Consider the following 15,553-nt stretch of genomic DNA (forward strand, 5'->3'; position numbering starts at 1 on the left):
ACGGAACCACCGCACGAACGCGGCGTCACCGTCATCTGGCAGGTGAGCGAAGACCAACGGTCCGGGCGGGGCGGAAGTGCTCCGCAATCCCGCCCGGACCAACGGCTACCGTTTCGGCCCCGTCCATTGGAGCTGACTCTGTGGGTTGTCCGGATCGACCATCATGACCGTTCTCCCGCTGGTGACCCCGTTCTTGACCGCTTCGGCGACCTCCGTGTCACTGGGCTCGCGGCCGAGTTTCGCTTCGAGTTCGGTATAGATGTTCCGGCCGACATGGTTGTTGTACAAGTCCATCAACTCGGCCGAACGTTTGCCCAGGTTCGCCGACGTCGTCTCATGCGCGTCGGTGAGTTCTTTCGCCCGCTCCTTGCCGAAGTACTTCGTCAGCAAAGCGCTCCACAACGCATGTTGGTGGGCGTTGCCGATCGCCCCGTCCTTCGTCGCGTCCTCGCCGAAACCCTGGGAATCGCCAAAGTGTCCTGCGGCATTGGCCTGAGCTTCCTCGGAGAGGTTGTTCATCAGGATCAGGTCACTGAGTTTGGCCTGCTCGAAGATGGCCTTTTCCGCCGGGGTGACCTCCTTTTCCATGCGGAACTTCCGGTACATCACCTTCGGGCCCGCGTCCGGCCTCGTTGTCATCGTCGGGTACTGAATCTCCATTTCCCGCCTGGTCAAGTCGTCGATCACGGGTGACTTACCGGTGGGGTCGGTCAGGATGACCGGATTGTTGTGGGCATAGGTGTAGGCGGCCAGGTTGCCGGGGTTGGTGATACCACCCGCGGCCTTGGAGCCGGACATGAATTCGGCAAGGGCCGGATCCGCGCTCGCCCAAAGCTGCGTTCTCGGGTTGTAATAGCGAGCCCCGTGGTAGTAAAGACCGGTTTCCTCGTCGAGTTCCTTACCCGTGAACTTGTAGGGCGTACCGCTTCCCCCCGCCTTCTCTTCGACCCACGTCTCCCCGAACGGCATGTACTCGAGATGCTCGGTGACGTTGCCTTGCCTGTCGGTGACGTAACCGGACGACCCGAGGTGGTCGGCGTGGAAGTAGGACTGGGTGTTCTCGGGGCCGTCGGCGGCGACGGTCTTGGTGGTGAGGCGGCTGTCCCCGATGAAGATGTGCTTGAACCCCGTCCCGTTACGTTCGCTGTAACCGCGGTTGGGGTAGAGGGACAGACCGTCGCCCTGTTTGATGACGCGTTCGCCCGCCATGTCGTAGGTGTAGCCGACGGTGGCTCCCTGACAGCCTGCCGGGGTTTGCGGGACCGTCGCGGTGGCGGCGTCCTGGTTGCAGGCGAGGCGGTTCTCCTCATCCCACACGTACTGGCGGCGTTTGGTCTCGCCCGCCGCGGTGTTCACGGTGTCGGTGAGGTTGCCGTTCGTGTCGTAGGCCTGGGTGATCGGGCCGACCTTGCTCGGTGCGTGCGGCTTTCCGCTGCCGTAGTCGTACTTGTAGTCGTAGCTGGTGTCGTCCTCCCCCGCGACCGGCTCGATCGGCCCGACCGTCAGCGGGCCCAGCGACGCCGGGCTTCCTCCGCCGCCCCCGGCCGGTGACGCCGCACCCTGCCCGCCGCGGTTCAGCGACACCGCTTGCGTGGAGGTGCCGGTGATTTCGTGGTGCTGGGTTTTGGTGGTGGTGTTGTGGATGGAGTCATAGCTCAGCGCCAGGGTGTACTTGTCCTGCTGGTTGTCCTTGGTGGTGTACTGGCCGCCGGCGGAGGTGAGCTGGTAGAGGTCGTCGTAGCCGTAGGTCTGGCTGCTCGGCCCACCGATTGCGCCACCGGCCGCCACGGTGTTGCTCAGCTTGGTGATGTTGCCGACGTTGTCGTAGGTGTAGCCGAGGTTCTGGAACTCGGTGGCACCCGGCGTCTTCGACTTCAGCGTGGCGAGTCTGCGGTCGGCCTGGTCGTAGGTGTAGGTGGTGCGCACCCCGTTCCCGGCTTGCTGCAGGACTTTCTGGCCGAACTTGTCGTAGTCGAGGCGACCGAGGTAGAGGTAGTCGGTGCCGTTCTTGGTGCCGGTGGCGCGGGTGACCTGGCCGCCGGTGTCGTAGTCGTAGCGGAGGACCTCGCCGTCGGGATAGGTCATCTGCAGGACTCGGTTGAACGCGTCGAAGCGCCATCCGGTGGTGTAGCCGCGATCCGCCTGACCGGCGATCTTGATGGTGCGGGTTTCCCGGGTGGTCTCACCCGACGGGCCATAGCCGCGGGTGACGGTGCCCGCCGCGTCGCGGATCTCGGTGATCCGGCCTGCGGCGTTGTCCGGCGCACCGGGTGCGCCGTGGGTGTAGGTGACGTTGTTCGCCGGGAAGGTCGGGTAGCGGACCGCGGTGAGACGGTTGTGGTCGTAGTCGTACTCGACCTGTTTGCCGCCTGCGGTGATCTTCACCGTCAGGTTCCCCGCCAGGTCGAAGCGGGTCTCGGTGCGGCCCGCGTCGGGGCTGTCGAGCACGGTGCGGCGGCCGAGGGTGTCGTAGTCGGAGCGGGTGGTGTTGTTCTTGTCGTCCACCACGGTGGTGAGCTGCCCCAGCGGGTCGTAGCCGTAGCTGGTCCAGATCACGGGCTGCCCGCCGGCCGGGTTGAACTCCTTGACCGCGGTGGTCTTCTCCCGCAGGTCGGTGTAGCCGCGCTTCTGCTTGCCGTTGCCGTCGGTCGCGGTGGTTTCGAATCGGGTGACACCGGCGCGGTCGGGACCGAAACCGTAGGCCACGGTGGTCGTGACCTCGTCCGGCTGGACCGTCTTGACCGGCCGGTCCAGCGCGTCGAACGACACGCGAGTCGGGGTCACCGTGTCGAAAGCGGCGTTGAACGTGGTGTTGCCGCTCCCCTTGGGCTCGGTCACCGGGTGGTACTGCTCCACCGCGCGGCCGAGGAAGTCGAACTTGGCACGGCCGGACACGGTCATGACCTGTTCGGGGGTGTCCCCGGGATTGTCCGCGACCGACGCGTCCTTCTTCGTCTGCAGCACGCGTTTGAGGCCGTCGGAGAAGGTGACGGTGTCGATGGTGTCCTCGCGGACACCGGTGGCGTCGCGATCGAGGTGCCGGGTGGTGGCGTAGGGAACCGCGGCTTCGGGGTGGTAGTCGAAGTCGATCGTGACCTTGCCGGATCCGATCTCGTACGGTCCGGTGACCGTGTCCAACCGGCCCACGCTGTCGTAGCCGCGTAGCACCTGTTGGCCGTTCTGGTCAGTGGTGCGATCCGGCTGCCCGTACTTGAGGTTGTGCGTCGCACCCGACCGCAGGCCGAAGCTGTCCACAATAGACTCGATGTGCACGCCGACGACGGTGTCGTAGCCGTAGTCCAGCCGGTACCGCTGGCCGGTCTTGTTGGCCGGTTTGGTCACCGACTTCAGGTTCCCGTCCGGGAAGTACTCCAGATCGATGTTCGCCGAGACGGTGTCGGTCAGGTACTGGCGGACTTGCCGCACCGTTCCCGTATTGCAGTCCATTGTGGACTCTCGGTGCCGCGAGACGGCGCCGTCGGCGGTGCCGCGCTGCCTGACCAGATTGGCGGTACCGACGATGTTGCGATCGCGGCACGCCGGGTCGGACGCGCTGTAGCCGTAGGTGGTTTCCACATCGTCTGCGACACCCTCGTCGGCGGCGTCGAACGAGCGGATCAGGTTGCCGAAGTCGTCATACGCCATTTCGGTGTAAGTGGACTTGCCTGGTTTATCGGCACCTTCGTAGAAGCGTTTGTCCACTCGGGACAGCGCGGCGAACGCACTGCCCGGCGCGGTGTCGCGGAGCTGATAGCTGTTGACGGTTTCGGTGAGCGGCCGTCCGGCGTTGTCGGCGGTCAGGCTGCGGGCGACCAAGCCGGTCGTGTACGGGCTGTCGGTACGGTACTCGTCGGTGGTCGAGCGGTAGAGCGCGTCGGCCGCGCCAGGGTCGCGCTGTTCGGTGACGACCTTGCCGAAGCCGCGGAATTCGCGTTCGAGCCGGTCGTATGTGCCCTGTTCGTAGCGGTAGGTGGTGAGCTGGGTGTCGGCGCCGTCGCCGGGATGGCCGTCGGACAAGGCGGTCCGGGACAGCACCCAGCGGGATTCGGGCATGGCCTGGGTGTTGCCGGTGCGGGTGTAGTCCAGCTCGACCCGTCCGCCCATCGGACGCGTCATCGCACGGAGCAGGTTGGTGCGGCCGGTCTGGTTGGCCGCGACCAGCATCTCGTTGTCGCGGGTGGATTTGACGTGGTCGGCCAGCCCGTCGCCGTTGACGTCACGCAGGCCGATCTCGGCGCGGCCGATACCGGTGGAGGCGTTGACACCGGGATTGAACACGAACGTGCCGACAGGGGTGGGGACAGGGAAGGTGAAGTAGACGCCCGCGCCGAGGGTGGCGTTCTTGTCCACGGCGATGTCGGTGAAGCTGCCGCGGAAGGGAGTGGGCGCGGTGAAGCCGGTGCCGGTGTTGATGGCGACCTTGATCGGGTTGGCGCCATCGGTGAAGACGCGGTCGGCCAGACCGTCGCCGTTGATGTCGAGCATGCTCGCGTTGGTGAACGAGGTGCCGAGTTCGGCGGAGAGACCGCCGGCGAAGCCGTAGTTGTCGACGTTGAACCCGAGGTTGACGCCGAGGTTGCGAGTGGAGGCGTCGTTGATCGGGCCCGCCGGCCAGGGTTCCTTGGCGGCGAAGCTGTAGCCGAGGTTGAGTTGGACGTCGCCGTTGGCGAAGACCTTGTCCGGTAGACCGTCGCCGTTGATGTCGACGAGATCGACCCGGGTGTCGGACTCACCGCCGCCGAGACTGCCACCGATCCCCAGCGCCGGTTGGACCGGGCCGGAAGTGGCGGTGTTGTTGCTGCTCCCGGCTTCGGGCGCGGCCAGGCCCAGCGCGCTGGCCAGTGTCGCGGCCTCGCTGCCCGCGGAGTACGACACGTTCCCGGACAAGTTGTCGGTTTCGCGGACGTTGCCGCCGAGCGTCCCCCGCCGGGAGCCGAGCGCGCCGTTCATGTCCGTGAACTGGATCTCCTTGGCGCCGACCACATCCGGGAACCGGTCACCGTTGAGGTCGACGTAGTCCACCGACCCGGCGGTGATGCCACCGACGACGGTGCCCCCGAACGGACCGGCGGACAGGGTGCCGGACACCTGGCCGGTGACCCCACGGCGCATCACCGTACGGTCGCCTGCGACGTCGGCGTCGGTGACGATGTCGATGGTGTCCGCGCCGAGGCGGGAACTGGTCGCCATGGTGCCGGTGAACCAGGAGGATTCGTCCTGCGCGGCCCAGCCGCCCTTGGCCGGGTTGGCGGCGAAGATCGCGAGCCGGGGCATCGCGATCCGGGGGTTCGCGGCGAACCCGGGGATGTCGGCTTCCTTGGGTTCCTTGGGAAGGGAGTCCTTGAAGCTCTGGTCGATCGCGAGTTCGGCCTGCTTGATCGGCTGGGTGGCGCGGTCGCGGTTGGCCTGGTAGCCGATCACACCCCAGCCGCGGTAGGGCTGCGGGAACGCACCCTGCTGAGCGGAGCCGTGCATCGCGCTCGGTGCCGGGCTGAACGTCGGCCATGGGGACGTGAGGTCGTAGGTGACCTTCGCGGACTGTTCGGCGACCAAACCGAACAGGTAGGGATCCGTTGTGGAGTGGTCGAGATACAGCTCGTCGCCCTCGGTGACCGGGACGACCACGTCCAGGTCCTGGCCGGGCGAGCCGTACTGCCCGTTGACGATGTCGACGACCCGCTTGCCCAGCAGCTGCCCACCGCGTTTCTTCACGGTGAACGCGATCTTGTTCGGCCCGGGAAAGCCGAAGTTGAGCTTCACGCCCGGCCGGATCCGCAGCTTCCCGGTCTTGGTCACCTTGTAGGTCTGCTGCGGCGCCGTGAGGGTGTCGGCGGGATACATGTCCACGTCGAACGGCGGGCTGATCACCAGCGTCGGCTGCCCCTTGTCGTCGACCAGGGACTCCACCCCCGGCGCGGCCGTGTAATGCGCCTTCGGCACCCACGACACCGCGGAGACGTCGATCGAGGAGTCGGTTTTGATGTGCCATGACATCTTCTCGAACTGGCTGACCGGGAGGCTCATGTCGATCGTGGTGGTCCCGGTCGACCCGGCGGGCAGGACCTTGCGGAGCACCTCCGCCGGAGCGTGCACCCCGTTGCCCTTCGTGATCACCACGGTCACGTCGTCCGAGGTCGCCTTGCTCTTGACCACGTCGCCGGTCAGCCGCAGCGTGCCGGTCACCGGCACCATCACCTGCGACGAACGGCCGCCGAGGGTGAAGTCCGACGACGCGCGGAACACGGTGTTCGCCAGCCCGTTCACGTCCGTGCCCGCGGGCACGGTGGTGTAGGTGATCGTGGGGTCCCACGCCACCGTGTCGTACTTTCCGTCCAGAATGGACTGTGTGCGGAAGTAGAGCGCGTCACCCTTCTTCACCGCGATCGCCGACACGTTGGCGGGGGTGAACTCGGTGTGGTCGTCCGGGCCGATGCGCTGCGCCCAGAGTTCGGTGTCCTTGGCCTGGATGGTGACACGCACACCGTCGGCTTTGGTGTACGCGGCGCGCGCGGGCGAGGGGTCCACGGTCAGTTGCACCCGGCCGTCGACGCGCACGGTGCCGTCGAACGGCGCGACCCAGCGGCGCACCGAGTCCAGCAGCGGCGAGTTGTCGACCTGCTGGTTGAACTGGGCGGTCTGGTCACCGACGATCTCGCCGGTCACCGCGCCACCGCCGACCGGCGCCGGGGTACGGGTGGAATCCGCGCTGTAGGCGGGATTCCCGTTGGCGTCGAGGTAGCCGAACAACACGCCGCCGTTGTTGACCAGATCGGTGATGCCGTCGCCGTTGACGTCGCTGAAGAACCGGTCCGACGTGGTCGTGGTCCCCACGAAGTCCAGCTGCGCGGCGACAGCGAGGACGAACGCCTCGACACCGATCGTGCCCGACAACGTCCGCTCGGTGGAAATACCCGGCAGGTCACGCAACTTCAGCGGTGTGTCACCGAACTTCGGCGTGCCGCCCGGCGCGGCCTGATTGGGCCGGTAGTAGACGTCGTTGTCCTTGCGGAAAACCTTGTCCGGCAGGTTGTCGCCGTTCACGTCCACCAACGCCGACAGGCCATCGGACTGGCCGGCGTTGAACCCGACCTTCAGCCCGACGCCACCCTGCTTGACCGGCAGCCCCTGCACGTTGTAACCGGCGAACAGGTGCGCACCGAACCCGACGGAGGTGTTCGCCGAGATCGCACTCGCCTCACCCTCACGGATGTTCACGCCCAGGTCGTCATCCGGGACCGACCAACCTGCCGCCTTCGCGAACCCGGTGTAGTTGCCGTCCTTGTCCCGGACATCGTCGAAGTAGTCGAACGAGTGGGTGTTGAACAGCTTGTTGTCCTCACCGAACTGCGACACCGTCGCCAGCAGCGTCTTGGCGAACGCGCCGGCCCGGTAGTTCAGCTCGTAGGCGCGCACCAGCTGGTCGTCCAGCTTGACCTCGATCCGGCGCAGCAGGTCCGCGGTCACCTTCTTGAACCCGCCCCGGGCGTCGATCTGCACGTCCGCGCGACGTGGTTCGCCCCGGTCCCGGTCGCGCAGGAACGTCACCGAGTACTTGCCCTCGACGTCGCCGTGGCCGGTGTAGGTGATCCGCCGCGGATACAGGTTGCTGCCCGGCACCGTCGACTTCTCGGTACCGCCGTCGTCCACCCGCGCATACCGGTAACGCATGACATTGTCGTTGGTGTCACGGACTTCGCGGGCCGCCCAGGTCGCGATGCGGCCCTCCTTGTCGGCCAGCGTCGTATCGGGTGCCCCGCCGAACACCGTGCGCGTGCCCGCCTTGTCGGTGACCTCCCACCAGTAGTTCGCCGGTCTGTCCCCGTGGCGGACGATCCGGTCGAACCGGCTCTCCGCCCGGACGTGGAAGACCTTCTCCGCCGTCCGGGCCTGCAGCTGACCCCGATGGGCCATCGGGGTCAGCTGCTCACCGTTCAGCAGATAGGTTTCCGTCTCCAATCCGGCGTCGTACCGCGGCACACCCCAGCGGGTGTCCACCGTGATGGACGGCAGGGCAACGTCCCATCCCACCCCCAGCCAGCCGTTCGCCCCCGAGGAGTTGTAGGCCACCGACAGCTTCGGCTCCAGACCTGCCCGGCCTTGGGGAACTTCCAGCGGATACGACAATCGCGCGTCGCCCCGGTTGTTCGCCGACGGCGGTCCGATCAGGTTCACCCCGGCTCCCGGATCGGCCGCCTTGATGTCCTTGATCTGGTTCGGATCGAAGGACGTCCCCTCCGGATGTTCCGGCGCCGTGACTGCTCCATCCGCGCCCGACCCTTGCGCCGTCCCGCGTAGCGAAGGCGGTGCCGCGCCCGGGACCGTCATCGCCACCAACGCCAGGATCAGCGCGACCACCACGGCCCGGCGGTGCTGACGAACCGGACGAGTCCATGCGAAGGCAGCCATGCCCCCGACCCCCTTTTGGATCGATGAATTAGGCCAACTGGTCCCGTCCGGCGACAACGACCGTCGTGCACGGGATCGAAAGGTGCTGCGGGAGCGAAAGCACGCGGCGGACAACCGTGACCTGACAGGGCATCCGGGCGAGTATCGATCTCGGCGACGGTATCGACCGTCGATGAAATCCCGATGAAACACCACTTCCGGGAATTCCTCTTGCTACGGGAGGGTGTTCCCTTCATCGGAACACAGGGGGATCCGGGCCAGTTCCGCCGGGCACGGGCCGGGGTGCACCACGCCGAGCCTCCGCGTCGCGCGGGTCATCGCGACATAGAGATCGTTGTGACCCAAGGGTCCGGCGGTCATGATCGCCGCCGGGTCGACGATCAGCACCGAGTCGAACTCCACTCCTTTGGCCTCGCCGGGCGTGAGCAGGACGACCGGGTCCGTGAGGTCCGGCGGGACCGTGACCGGCAGCGCCACCGCGAGCCGGTCCCGGCGCACCGTCGGCGCGATCACCGCCAGACTGCCCCCGTCGTGGCGCGCGACGAGGCGGGCGACGACGTCGGCCAACTCAGCCGCCGTGGTGCGCGACCGCCACGGCCGCTCGCCGGTCGAGCGGACCGACCGGGGAGGCCGCGACTCAGGGTGATGCGCGGCGAACAGGTCCTCGGTGGCGGCCATGATCTCCGCCGGGGTCCGGTAGTTGACGGTCAGCCGGGCCAGCCGCCAGCGCTCGCCGACATACGGCCGGAGCACCTCGGCCCAGCCGATCGCGCCCGCCGCGCTCCCGGTCTGGGCCAGGTCACCGACGACGGTCATCGATTTGGCCGGGCACCGGCGCATCAGCATTCTCCAGTCCATTTCGGACAGTTCCTGCGCCTCGTCGACGACCACGTGCCCGAAGGTCGCCACGGCCTCCCCGAGCACCGCGGCGGCTTCGTCCAGCAACGGGATGTCCGCGGTACTCCACGAGGTGCCGCCGGTCAGCCCGGCGATCACCCCCTCCGCGGTCAACGGCGGCCACAGCTCGTCCAGCACACCCCGGACACCGGCGTCGGCCAGCAACGCGGCCCGCAGCCCGGCCCGGTCGGTGTCGTCCAGCAGGTCGCGCGGCGCCGGGAGCTCGTCCGGATCGACCACCACGCCCGCAGCCGCCAGCGCACGCAGATCGGCCGCGCTCAGGCTGCCGTCGGCGTTACCACCGTCGATGGCCTCGCCCTCCTCGGTGAGCACGACACTTTCCATCCGGCCGGCCAGGTCCCGCGCGAGCCGGTCCACGACCTCCTTCTCGAAGAGGAGCCGCGCCTGGCGGTACGGAAGTCCCCGGCTTCTGACGGAATCCACGATGTGCCGTAAGACAGCGGGTTCCAGCGTCAGCACCTGCTGCTCGAACTCGAATTCGACGGTCTCGTCGGGGATCCGCACCCGCGCGCGCACCGCGGCCGCCACCCGGTCGGCCATTTCCGCGCGGCCCTTCTCCGCGGCGGATTCGACCCGCTCGGCCTTGCCACGCCACAGGTCCGGCACCGTCGCCGTGACCACGGTGTGCTCGCCGAGACCGGGCAGGACCTGGCCGATGTAGTCCAGGAAGACCCGGCTGGGGCCGATCACCAGCACGCCGCGTGCGCGCAGCCGCGGCCGGGTGTAGAGCAGGTAGGCCAGCCGGTGCAGGGCGACCGCGGTCTTCCCGGTACCCGGGCCGCCCTGCACGACCAGCACGCCGAGGTGCTCGTCGCGCACGATCCGGTCCTGCTCCGCTTGCAGGGTGGTGACGATCTCGTGCATGCGCCCGGTTCGGTCCACGGACAACGCGGCCAGCAGCGCCGCCTCGCCGACCAACCGGTCTTCGCCGGTCTCCGCGTCGAGCAGTTCGTCGTCCAGCGCGAGCACTGTTCGCCCGCGGGTGGTGATCCGGCGGCGCCGCCGCACGCCCTGCGCGTCGACCGCCGTCGCGGTGTAGAACGGCCTGGCCGCCGGTGCCCGCCAGTCGAGCAGCAACGGCTCATCGCCGTCGAACAACCCGATTCGTCCGATGTGGACACGTCGGCCGTCGGTCAGGTCCAGCCGTCCGAAGCACAGCCCGTCCTCCACCGACTCCAGGCGGGCCAGTTCCCCGCGCCAGAATTCTCCTTCCCCCTCGGCCGCCTGCGCGCGCAAGGCGTCCAGCCGCCGATAAAGATCCGTCAGGTAGCGCTGCTCGATCGCGAGTTCCCCACTGCTCATGCCGACGAGGATGCGGGGGAAATCCGGGAAGGAACAGTCTTGTTCTTTTCCGCGGTGTCAGCCGCCCTGCGATCGGGCGGGCTGAAGGGGCCTTTCCTCTCATCTCATGCGGTGAAGGGCGCTTTCCTCGCATGAGATGAGACGAAAGCGTCCTTCAGCTCTCAGGAAATCCGCCGGGGCGCGAGGGTGACTTTGAGGACGTCGATCCCGACCGGGGTCCGGTGGGTGTCCAGGTCCGTGATCCGCCAAGGGTGGTCGAGCAGGGCGGTGAGGGCGATACGGGCCTCCATCCGGGCGAGGTGGGCGCCCAGGCAGAAGTGGATGCCGTGGCCGAAGGACAGGTGCGGGTTGGACTTCCGGTTCGGGTCGAAGGTGTGCGGGTCGGCGAAGACCGCGGGGTCGCGGTTGGCCGCCGTGATCATCGCGACCACCCGTTGGCCTGGTTGAAGTTCCTGACCGCCGAGGGTGGTGGGCCGGGTGACGAACCGATCCGTTCCGCCAGTGGGCGGCAGGTACCGGAGAACCTCCTCCACGGCCACGCGCATGTCGGCGGGCTTCGATGGGGAGACAAGGCAAAGGACCGCGTTCACGAGCAGGGTTTTGGTGGTCTCGTGGCCGTTGATCAAAAGCAAGGTGCAGAAGTCGATCACCTCGTCCTCGGTGAGGTCCGACGTCATCAGGGTTCCGATGATGCCTTCCGGCCGCTCGAATTCCTCGCGGAAGTAGGCACCCATTTCCGTCAACGCCTGATGGAAGGCGGTCCGGCGGGTCTCGTCCGCGGCGAACGTGCCGAAGAACGACGTGATGGCTTCGGTCCACCGGACGAAATCCGGCCACCGCTCCGGCCGCACGCCGAGCAGGCCCGCGATCGTATGCACAGACAGCGGATAGGCCACCTCGCCGATCAAGTCGAAGGTCGACCCGGCCGAGGCGAGAAGAGCGTCGACCTTCGCCGTGATCGACGGTTCCAATGCCGACACCGCCCGTGGGGTGAACACCTGGCTGACGATCCGGCGTAACGCATGATGCCTGGGCGGATCGGTCGCCTGCAGGCCACGCAACAACGGGTTCGAGCTGTGCGGGATCGGTTGCGTGCTGTGGCGCAGTTCGTCGGAGGAGAACACCGCGTGATCGGTGAGCACCCTGTTCACGTCGGAGTACCGGGTGGCCACCCAGCCGCCGAACGGCTCGTCGAACCGTAGCGGGCCGACTTCTTGTTCGTGGAAAGCGAAGATCTCCTCGATGGACATAGCCTCAGGGTGCTATCCGCCCACGGTCCGCCGCTTGGAAAAACCGGACACACGACGACCCGACCGCGCGCCGGAACTCCGCGAGCATATGCGGCTGGTCGTAGAACCCGCTGCGGACAGCGATCTCCGCCCAGTCCGGCACCGGAGACGACCGCGCCAACGCCATCGCCCGGTGCAACCGCACCACCCGCGTGTACGCCTTGGGGCTCAACCCGACCGCGACCAGGAACCGCCGCCGCAACTGCCGCTCGGACAACCCGACCGCGGCCGCGTGCCGGGAAACCGGCGCCCCAGGATCCGCGCGCATGGCCTGGAGCACCTGATCTATCACCCCATCGACCGGACGGGCCGGTGCCCGCAGCGCCCGTAGGCCGTCGTCGAGCCCCGAACCGGGAAACGGCATCCCCGACAAGGGCACCTCGTCCGCGGCGATCCCCAGCACCGAGGCACATGTCCCCGGCCGCAGCCGCACCCCCGTCAACGGCTCGGTCAGGCTCCCGGTCCTGGCCTCGGTCTCCGGCCCGGTCAACCACAACGAACCGTCCGCGAAGACCAGCAGGTCCACGGACGGTTGCGGTAACGCGGGCGGCAGCTCCCCGCTGCGCCGCCATACCCGGCTGACGCGGTCAGCCAGGTCGGCGGGCGGGGCGAAGTCGCTGGTCACAGCCCGGGGCCCGCGATGTAGTGGCGGCGCAGATGGGCGTTCCCCCGGTCGGTCACATCGGTGCTGTCGACGTACTGGTCGATCGCTCCGACCGGAGGCAGTGCCCTGATGGCCGAGTTACTGATCGTCGCGACAAGGGCGTCGGTGAACCGGTGAGCGTCCAGAACCCGGAACGGCCGGTCGTGGAAGTACCGGACCGTCGCCTCCAGCGGCTCGGTGAGACCGAGATCGTTGTGCATCTCCGCGGCGATCTCGTAGGCGGGAGAAAGGTGCTGCTCGCGCTCTTGCCAGCTTCGCGCGGCCAGCGCGCCGGACAGATGCGGAGTCAACGCCGGGGCGCAGGGCAGCGCGGCGAAGGCTGTGCCCAGCCACTTGCTGTAGGGCGGGTACACCCGGTTCATCAACAAGCACAACTTCATCAGGTCACGGACCTGCCGCGCGGCCACCACGGCCGAGCCCAGGTCGTCGCCGACCTCGCCGCAGCGGCCGACGAAAGGCTCTTCCTGGGACAGGCGCATCCACTGACATGCCAGGACATAGCGCCACACGTCGTCCGGGAACCAGGCCAGGTGATCCCGGTAAGGCTCCAGCAGGCCGAGCCCGTCGTGGAAGACCGCGCCCCCGGTCAGCTCTCGCAATACTTGTGTCGGGACCGTCAACCAGGCCGAAATCGGCAGGCCGCCCTCCGGGTCGGCGCCGAGCTGCTCGCTGAAGAAGCCCCGCAGATCCAGCACGTGCACCCAATGCCGGGCCGGTGCGCCCGACGGGAAGGCGAAACGGACCGGGTAACCGCGGAACTCGGCAGGCAGCTCGCGATCGAGTACGGCGTCCAGATCGGCGCCACGGGCGTCAAAGTCTTCACGGTCAAGGAAAACCTGCATTCGCGGACCCCAGGCGTGGTCGGTGGAACGCACCGTGTCGTAGCCCTGCACCTCCGAGCCCCAGCCGAGCAGCGCCACCGAATACGGCACCTTGCCCAGCACGTTCTCCAGGATCGGCGCGACGATTTCGGTATGGAACAGCCGGGACAGCTCAAGCCCGGGCTGGAAGGATCGCGTCACGTCAGCCACCCTGGCAGGAGTGGCCGACGACGGCCAACCGGATTTCGGCGAAGCCCGTCCTTCCTCGATCTCGGCGGCTAGGTTGGGGTACCACCCAGTCGAAGGAGCTCGTGATGCGTGTCGCCGCCGCCCAGGTCCGTTGTCCGTGGATGGACCGGGAAGCCGGGGTGCGCAAGGTGATCGAGTTCGTGGGACGGGCCGCGGAAGCAGGGGTGGAGCTGGTCGTGTTCCCGGAGACCTTCCTGCCCGGTTATCCGATCTGGCTCACTCAGCCCGAAGGCGCGAGGCTCGACGACGCCAAGCAGGAGTCGGCGTATGCGGCGTACCAGGAGGCCGCCGTCGAGCTGACCGGCCCCGAGCTACGCCTGATCGTCGAGTGCGTCCGGGACCAGGGTGTGTTCACCTATCTCGGGATCGCCGAGCGTGGGCCGGGACGCGGCACCGTGTACTGCACGCTGCTCGCGATCGACCCGGTGGCCGGGGTGTGTGGCGTGCACCGGAAGCTCGTGCCGACCTTCGAGGAACGGTTGGTGTGGGGCAACGGGGACGGACACGGTCTTCGAGTGCACCAGGTCGGCGGGGTACGGGTCGGCGGTCTGTGCTGCTGGGAGAACTGGATGCCGTTGGCGCGGCATGCCCTCTACGCGCAGGCTCCGGACCTGCATGTGTCGGTGTGGCCGGGATCGACGAGACTGACCGGCGACATCACCCGGTTCATCGCGCTGGAGGGCAGGATGTACTCGCTCGCGGCCGGTGCGCTGATCGATTACGCGGACGTGCCCGCCGGATTCCCCCTGCGGGATGAAATCCTGGCTGCCGGGCAGATCTCCCCCTATGACGGCGGTTCCGCGATAGCCGGGCCGAACGGCCGGTGGATCGCGGAACCCGTCAAGGACGAGGAACGGCTCGTCATCGCCGATATCGACCCCACGACGGTGCGTGGTGCCCGGCAGAATTTCGACCCGACCGGGCATTACGGCAGGCCGGATGTCTTCCGGGTGACCGTGGACCGGAAGCGGTTGACGTCCGCGACTTTTCTTGACTAGTTGGTGCCAGGTCTCTTTCAGCGCAAGGCTTTCTCGACCAGCGCGACGGTCGCGCGCGGGTTGTCGACTTGGAGGACCAGACGCGTGTAGCGCTCGTCGGCGAGTTCGATCACGACGGCCTTCGACGGATCCTTGACGTCCCAGAAGACCTTCTCGCCGTCGAGGTGGAACGTGCCCGCCGTGATCACGCCGGGCAGGTGGGCGCCCGGCGCGCGGATTCCCTTGGGGTCGGCGGCGATACCGGGATCGGCGGTCGCGCCGCGGACGTTGGCCAGCGGGATGGTCAGGCTGCTTTTGAAGGCCCAGAGCTTGTCGAGACCCTCAATGACGACAACGAGGTCCTCGCCGTCGATGTTGACCAGTGCCATAGCTGTTTTCCTTGTCAGTCGGGAGAATCGAGACGGTGGGCCCGCGCGGCGCCTGCCCCTTCGACGTTGCCGCGCAGGAGAATGCCCAGTGCGGCCGCCGTGAGGGCGGCGGCAAGGGCGGTGGAGATACCGAGCGCGTCGGCGATCGCCTGGTCGACGGTGGCCAGCGCCGCGGCCACCTCGGCGGCCACTTCCTCGTCGGCCGTCGCCTGTTCGACCGCCGCGAGCAGCAGCAGACCGAGGTTCGCCGACGTGACGAGCCGTAGCGCGGTCGCGGTATCCGTCGCCGCGACGAGCGCTTCGGCCAACGGCTGGACGTCGTCGGCGATGTGACGGCGCAAGGCGACCAGGTAGAGGCCACGCTTGCTGCCGAACGTCTTGTACAGGCTGTTGCGGTGCACGCCGAGGTGGTTGACGAGATCGTCGATGGACACGCCGTCGTACGCGCGGCCACCGAACAACTCCACTGCGGCGCGCACCACCTCGTCCTCGTCGAACGCCCTCCGCCTGCCCATGCCACAACGATAGACTTTTGAGG

At 67.7% G+C, this 15,553-nt stretch carries 8 protein-coding genes; 1 reads left to right on the plus strand and 7 read right to left on the minus strand.

Annotation, left to right across the window (positions count from 1 at the left end; genetic code table 11):
* Positions 1–105: 105 nt before the first annotated feature.
* The 5 genes from L324_RS17550 to L324_RS17570 form a co-directional block, all read right to left on the minus strand.
* Entirely contained in the window at positions 106–8,406 is an 8,301-nt protein-coding gene (locus L324_RS17550) for a SpvB/TcaC N-terminal domain-containing protein (RefSeq protein WP_081736379.1), read from the minus strand.
* 213 nt (positions 8,407–8,619) lie between these two features.
* Positions 8,620–10,626, minus strand: a complete 2,007-nt coding sequence (locus L324_RS17555) for a HelD family protein (RefSeq protein WP_037309139.1) — start codon at positions 10,624–10,626, stop codon at positions 8,620–8,622.
* A gap of 161 nt (positions 10,627–10,787) precedes the next feature.
* Complete coding sequence (locus L324_RS17560; RefSeq protein WP_051173946.1) at positions 10,788–11,876, minus strand: cytochrome P450; 1,089 nt, start codon at positions 11,874–11,876, stop codon at positions 10,788–10,790.
* A gap of 4 nt (positions 11,877–11,880) precedes the next feature.
* Positions 11,881–12,540, minus strand: coding sequence for a helix-turn-helix domain-containing protein (locus L324_RS17565; protein WP_152546891.1), 660 nt, complete (start codon positions 12,538–12,540; stop codon positions 11,881–11,883).
* Entirely contained in the window at positions 12,537–13,601 is a 1,065-nt protein-coding gene (locus tag L324_RS17570) for a DUF4037 domain-containing protein (protein WP_037309243.1), read from the minus strand. Before L324_RS17570 ends, L324_RS17565 begins: the two co-directional genes overlap by 4 nt.
* A 113-nt stretch (positions 13,602–13,714) precedes the next feature.
* Here L324_RS17570 and L324_RS17575 point away from each other — a divergent pair, with 113 nt between their 5' ends.
* Positions 13,715–14,647, plus strand: coding sequence for a carbon-nitrogen hydrolase family protein (locus L324_RS17575; RefSeq protein WP_037309145.1), 933 nt, complete (start codon positions 13,715–13,717; stop codon positions 14,645–14,647).
* A gap of 17 nt (positions 14,648–14,664) precedes the next feature.
* Here the strand turns inward: L324_RS17575 and L324_RS17580 are convergent, their stop codons facing one another.
* Positions 14,665–15,015: a hypothetical protein gene (locus L324_RS17580; protein ID WP_037309147.1), complete on the minus strand. Its 351-nt coding sequence runs from the start codon at positions 15,013–15,015 to the stop codon at positions 14,665–14,667.
* A gap of 14 nt (positions 15,016–15,029) precedes the next feature.
* A complete protein-coding gene (locus L324_RS17585; RefSeq protein WP_037309150.1) occupies positions 15,030–15,530 on the minus strand; it encodes a TetR/AcrR family transcriptional regulator in 501 nt (166 codons plus the stop codon).
* Positions 15,531–15,553: the final 23 nt, after the last annotated feature.

This window comes from Amycolatopsis orientalis DSM 40040 = KCTC 9412, assembly GCF_000478275.1.
Classification (GTDB): domain Bacteria; phylum Actinomycetota; class Actinomycetes; order Mycobacteriales; family Pseudonocardiaceae; genus Amycolatopsis; species Amycolatopsis orientalis.

Bases quoted from the DNA above. Each gene is read 5' to 3' on its own strand.
- L324_RS17550 (WP_081736379.1), bottom strand. From the start codon at position 8,406: ATGGCTGCCTTCGCATGGACTCGTCCGGTTCGTCAGCACCGCCGGGCC.
- L324_RS17575 (WP_037309145.1), top strand. From the start codon at position 13,715: ATGCGTGTCGCCGCCGCCCAGGTCCGTTGTCCGTGGATGGACCGGGAA.
- L324_RS17580 (WP_037309147.1), bottom strand. From the start codon at position 15,015: ATGGCACTGGTCAACATCGACGGCGAGGACCTCGTTGTCGTCATTGAG.
- L324_RS17560 (WP_051173946.1), bottom strand. From the start codon at position 11,876: ATGTCCATCGAGGAGATCTTCGCTTTCCACGAACAAGAAGTCGGCCCG.
- L324_RS17585 (WP_037309150.1), bottom strand. From the start codon at position 15,530: ATGGGCAGGCGGAGGGCGTTCGACGAGGACGAGGTGGTGCGCGCCGCA.
- L324_RS17555 (WP_037309139.1), bottom strand. From the start codon at position 10,626: ATGAGCAGTGGGGAACTCGCGATCGAGCAGCGCTACCTGACGGATCTT.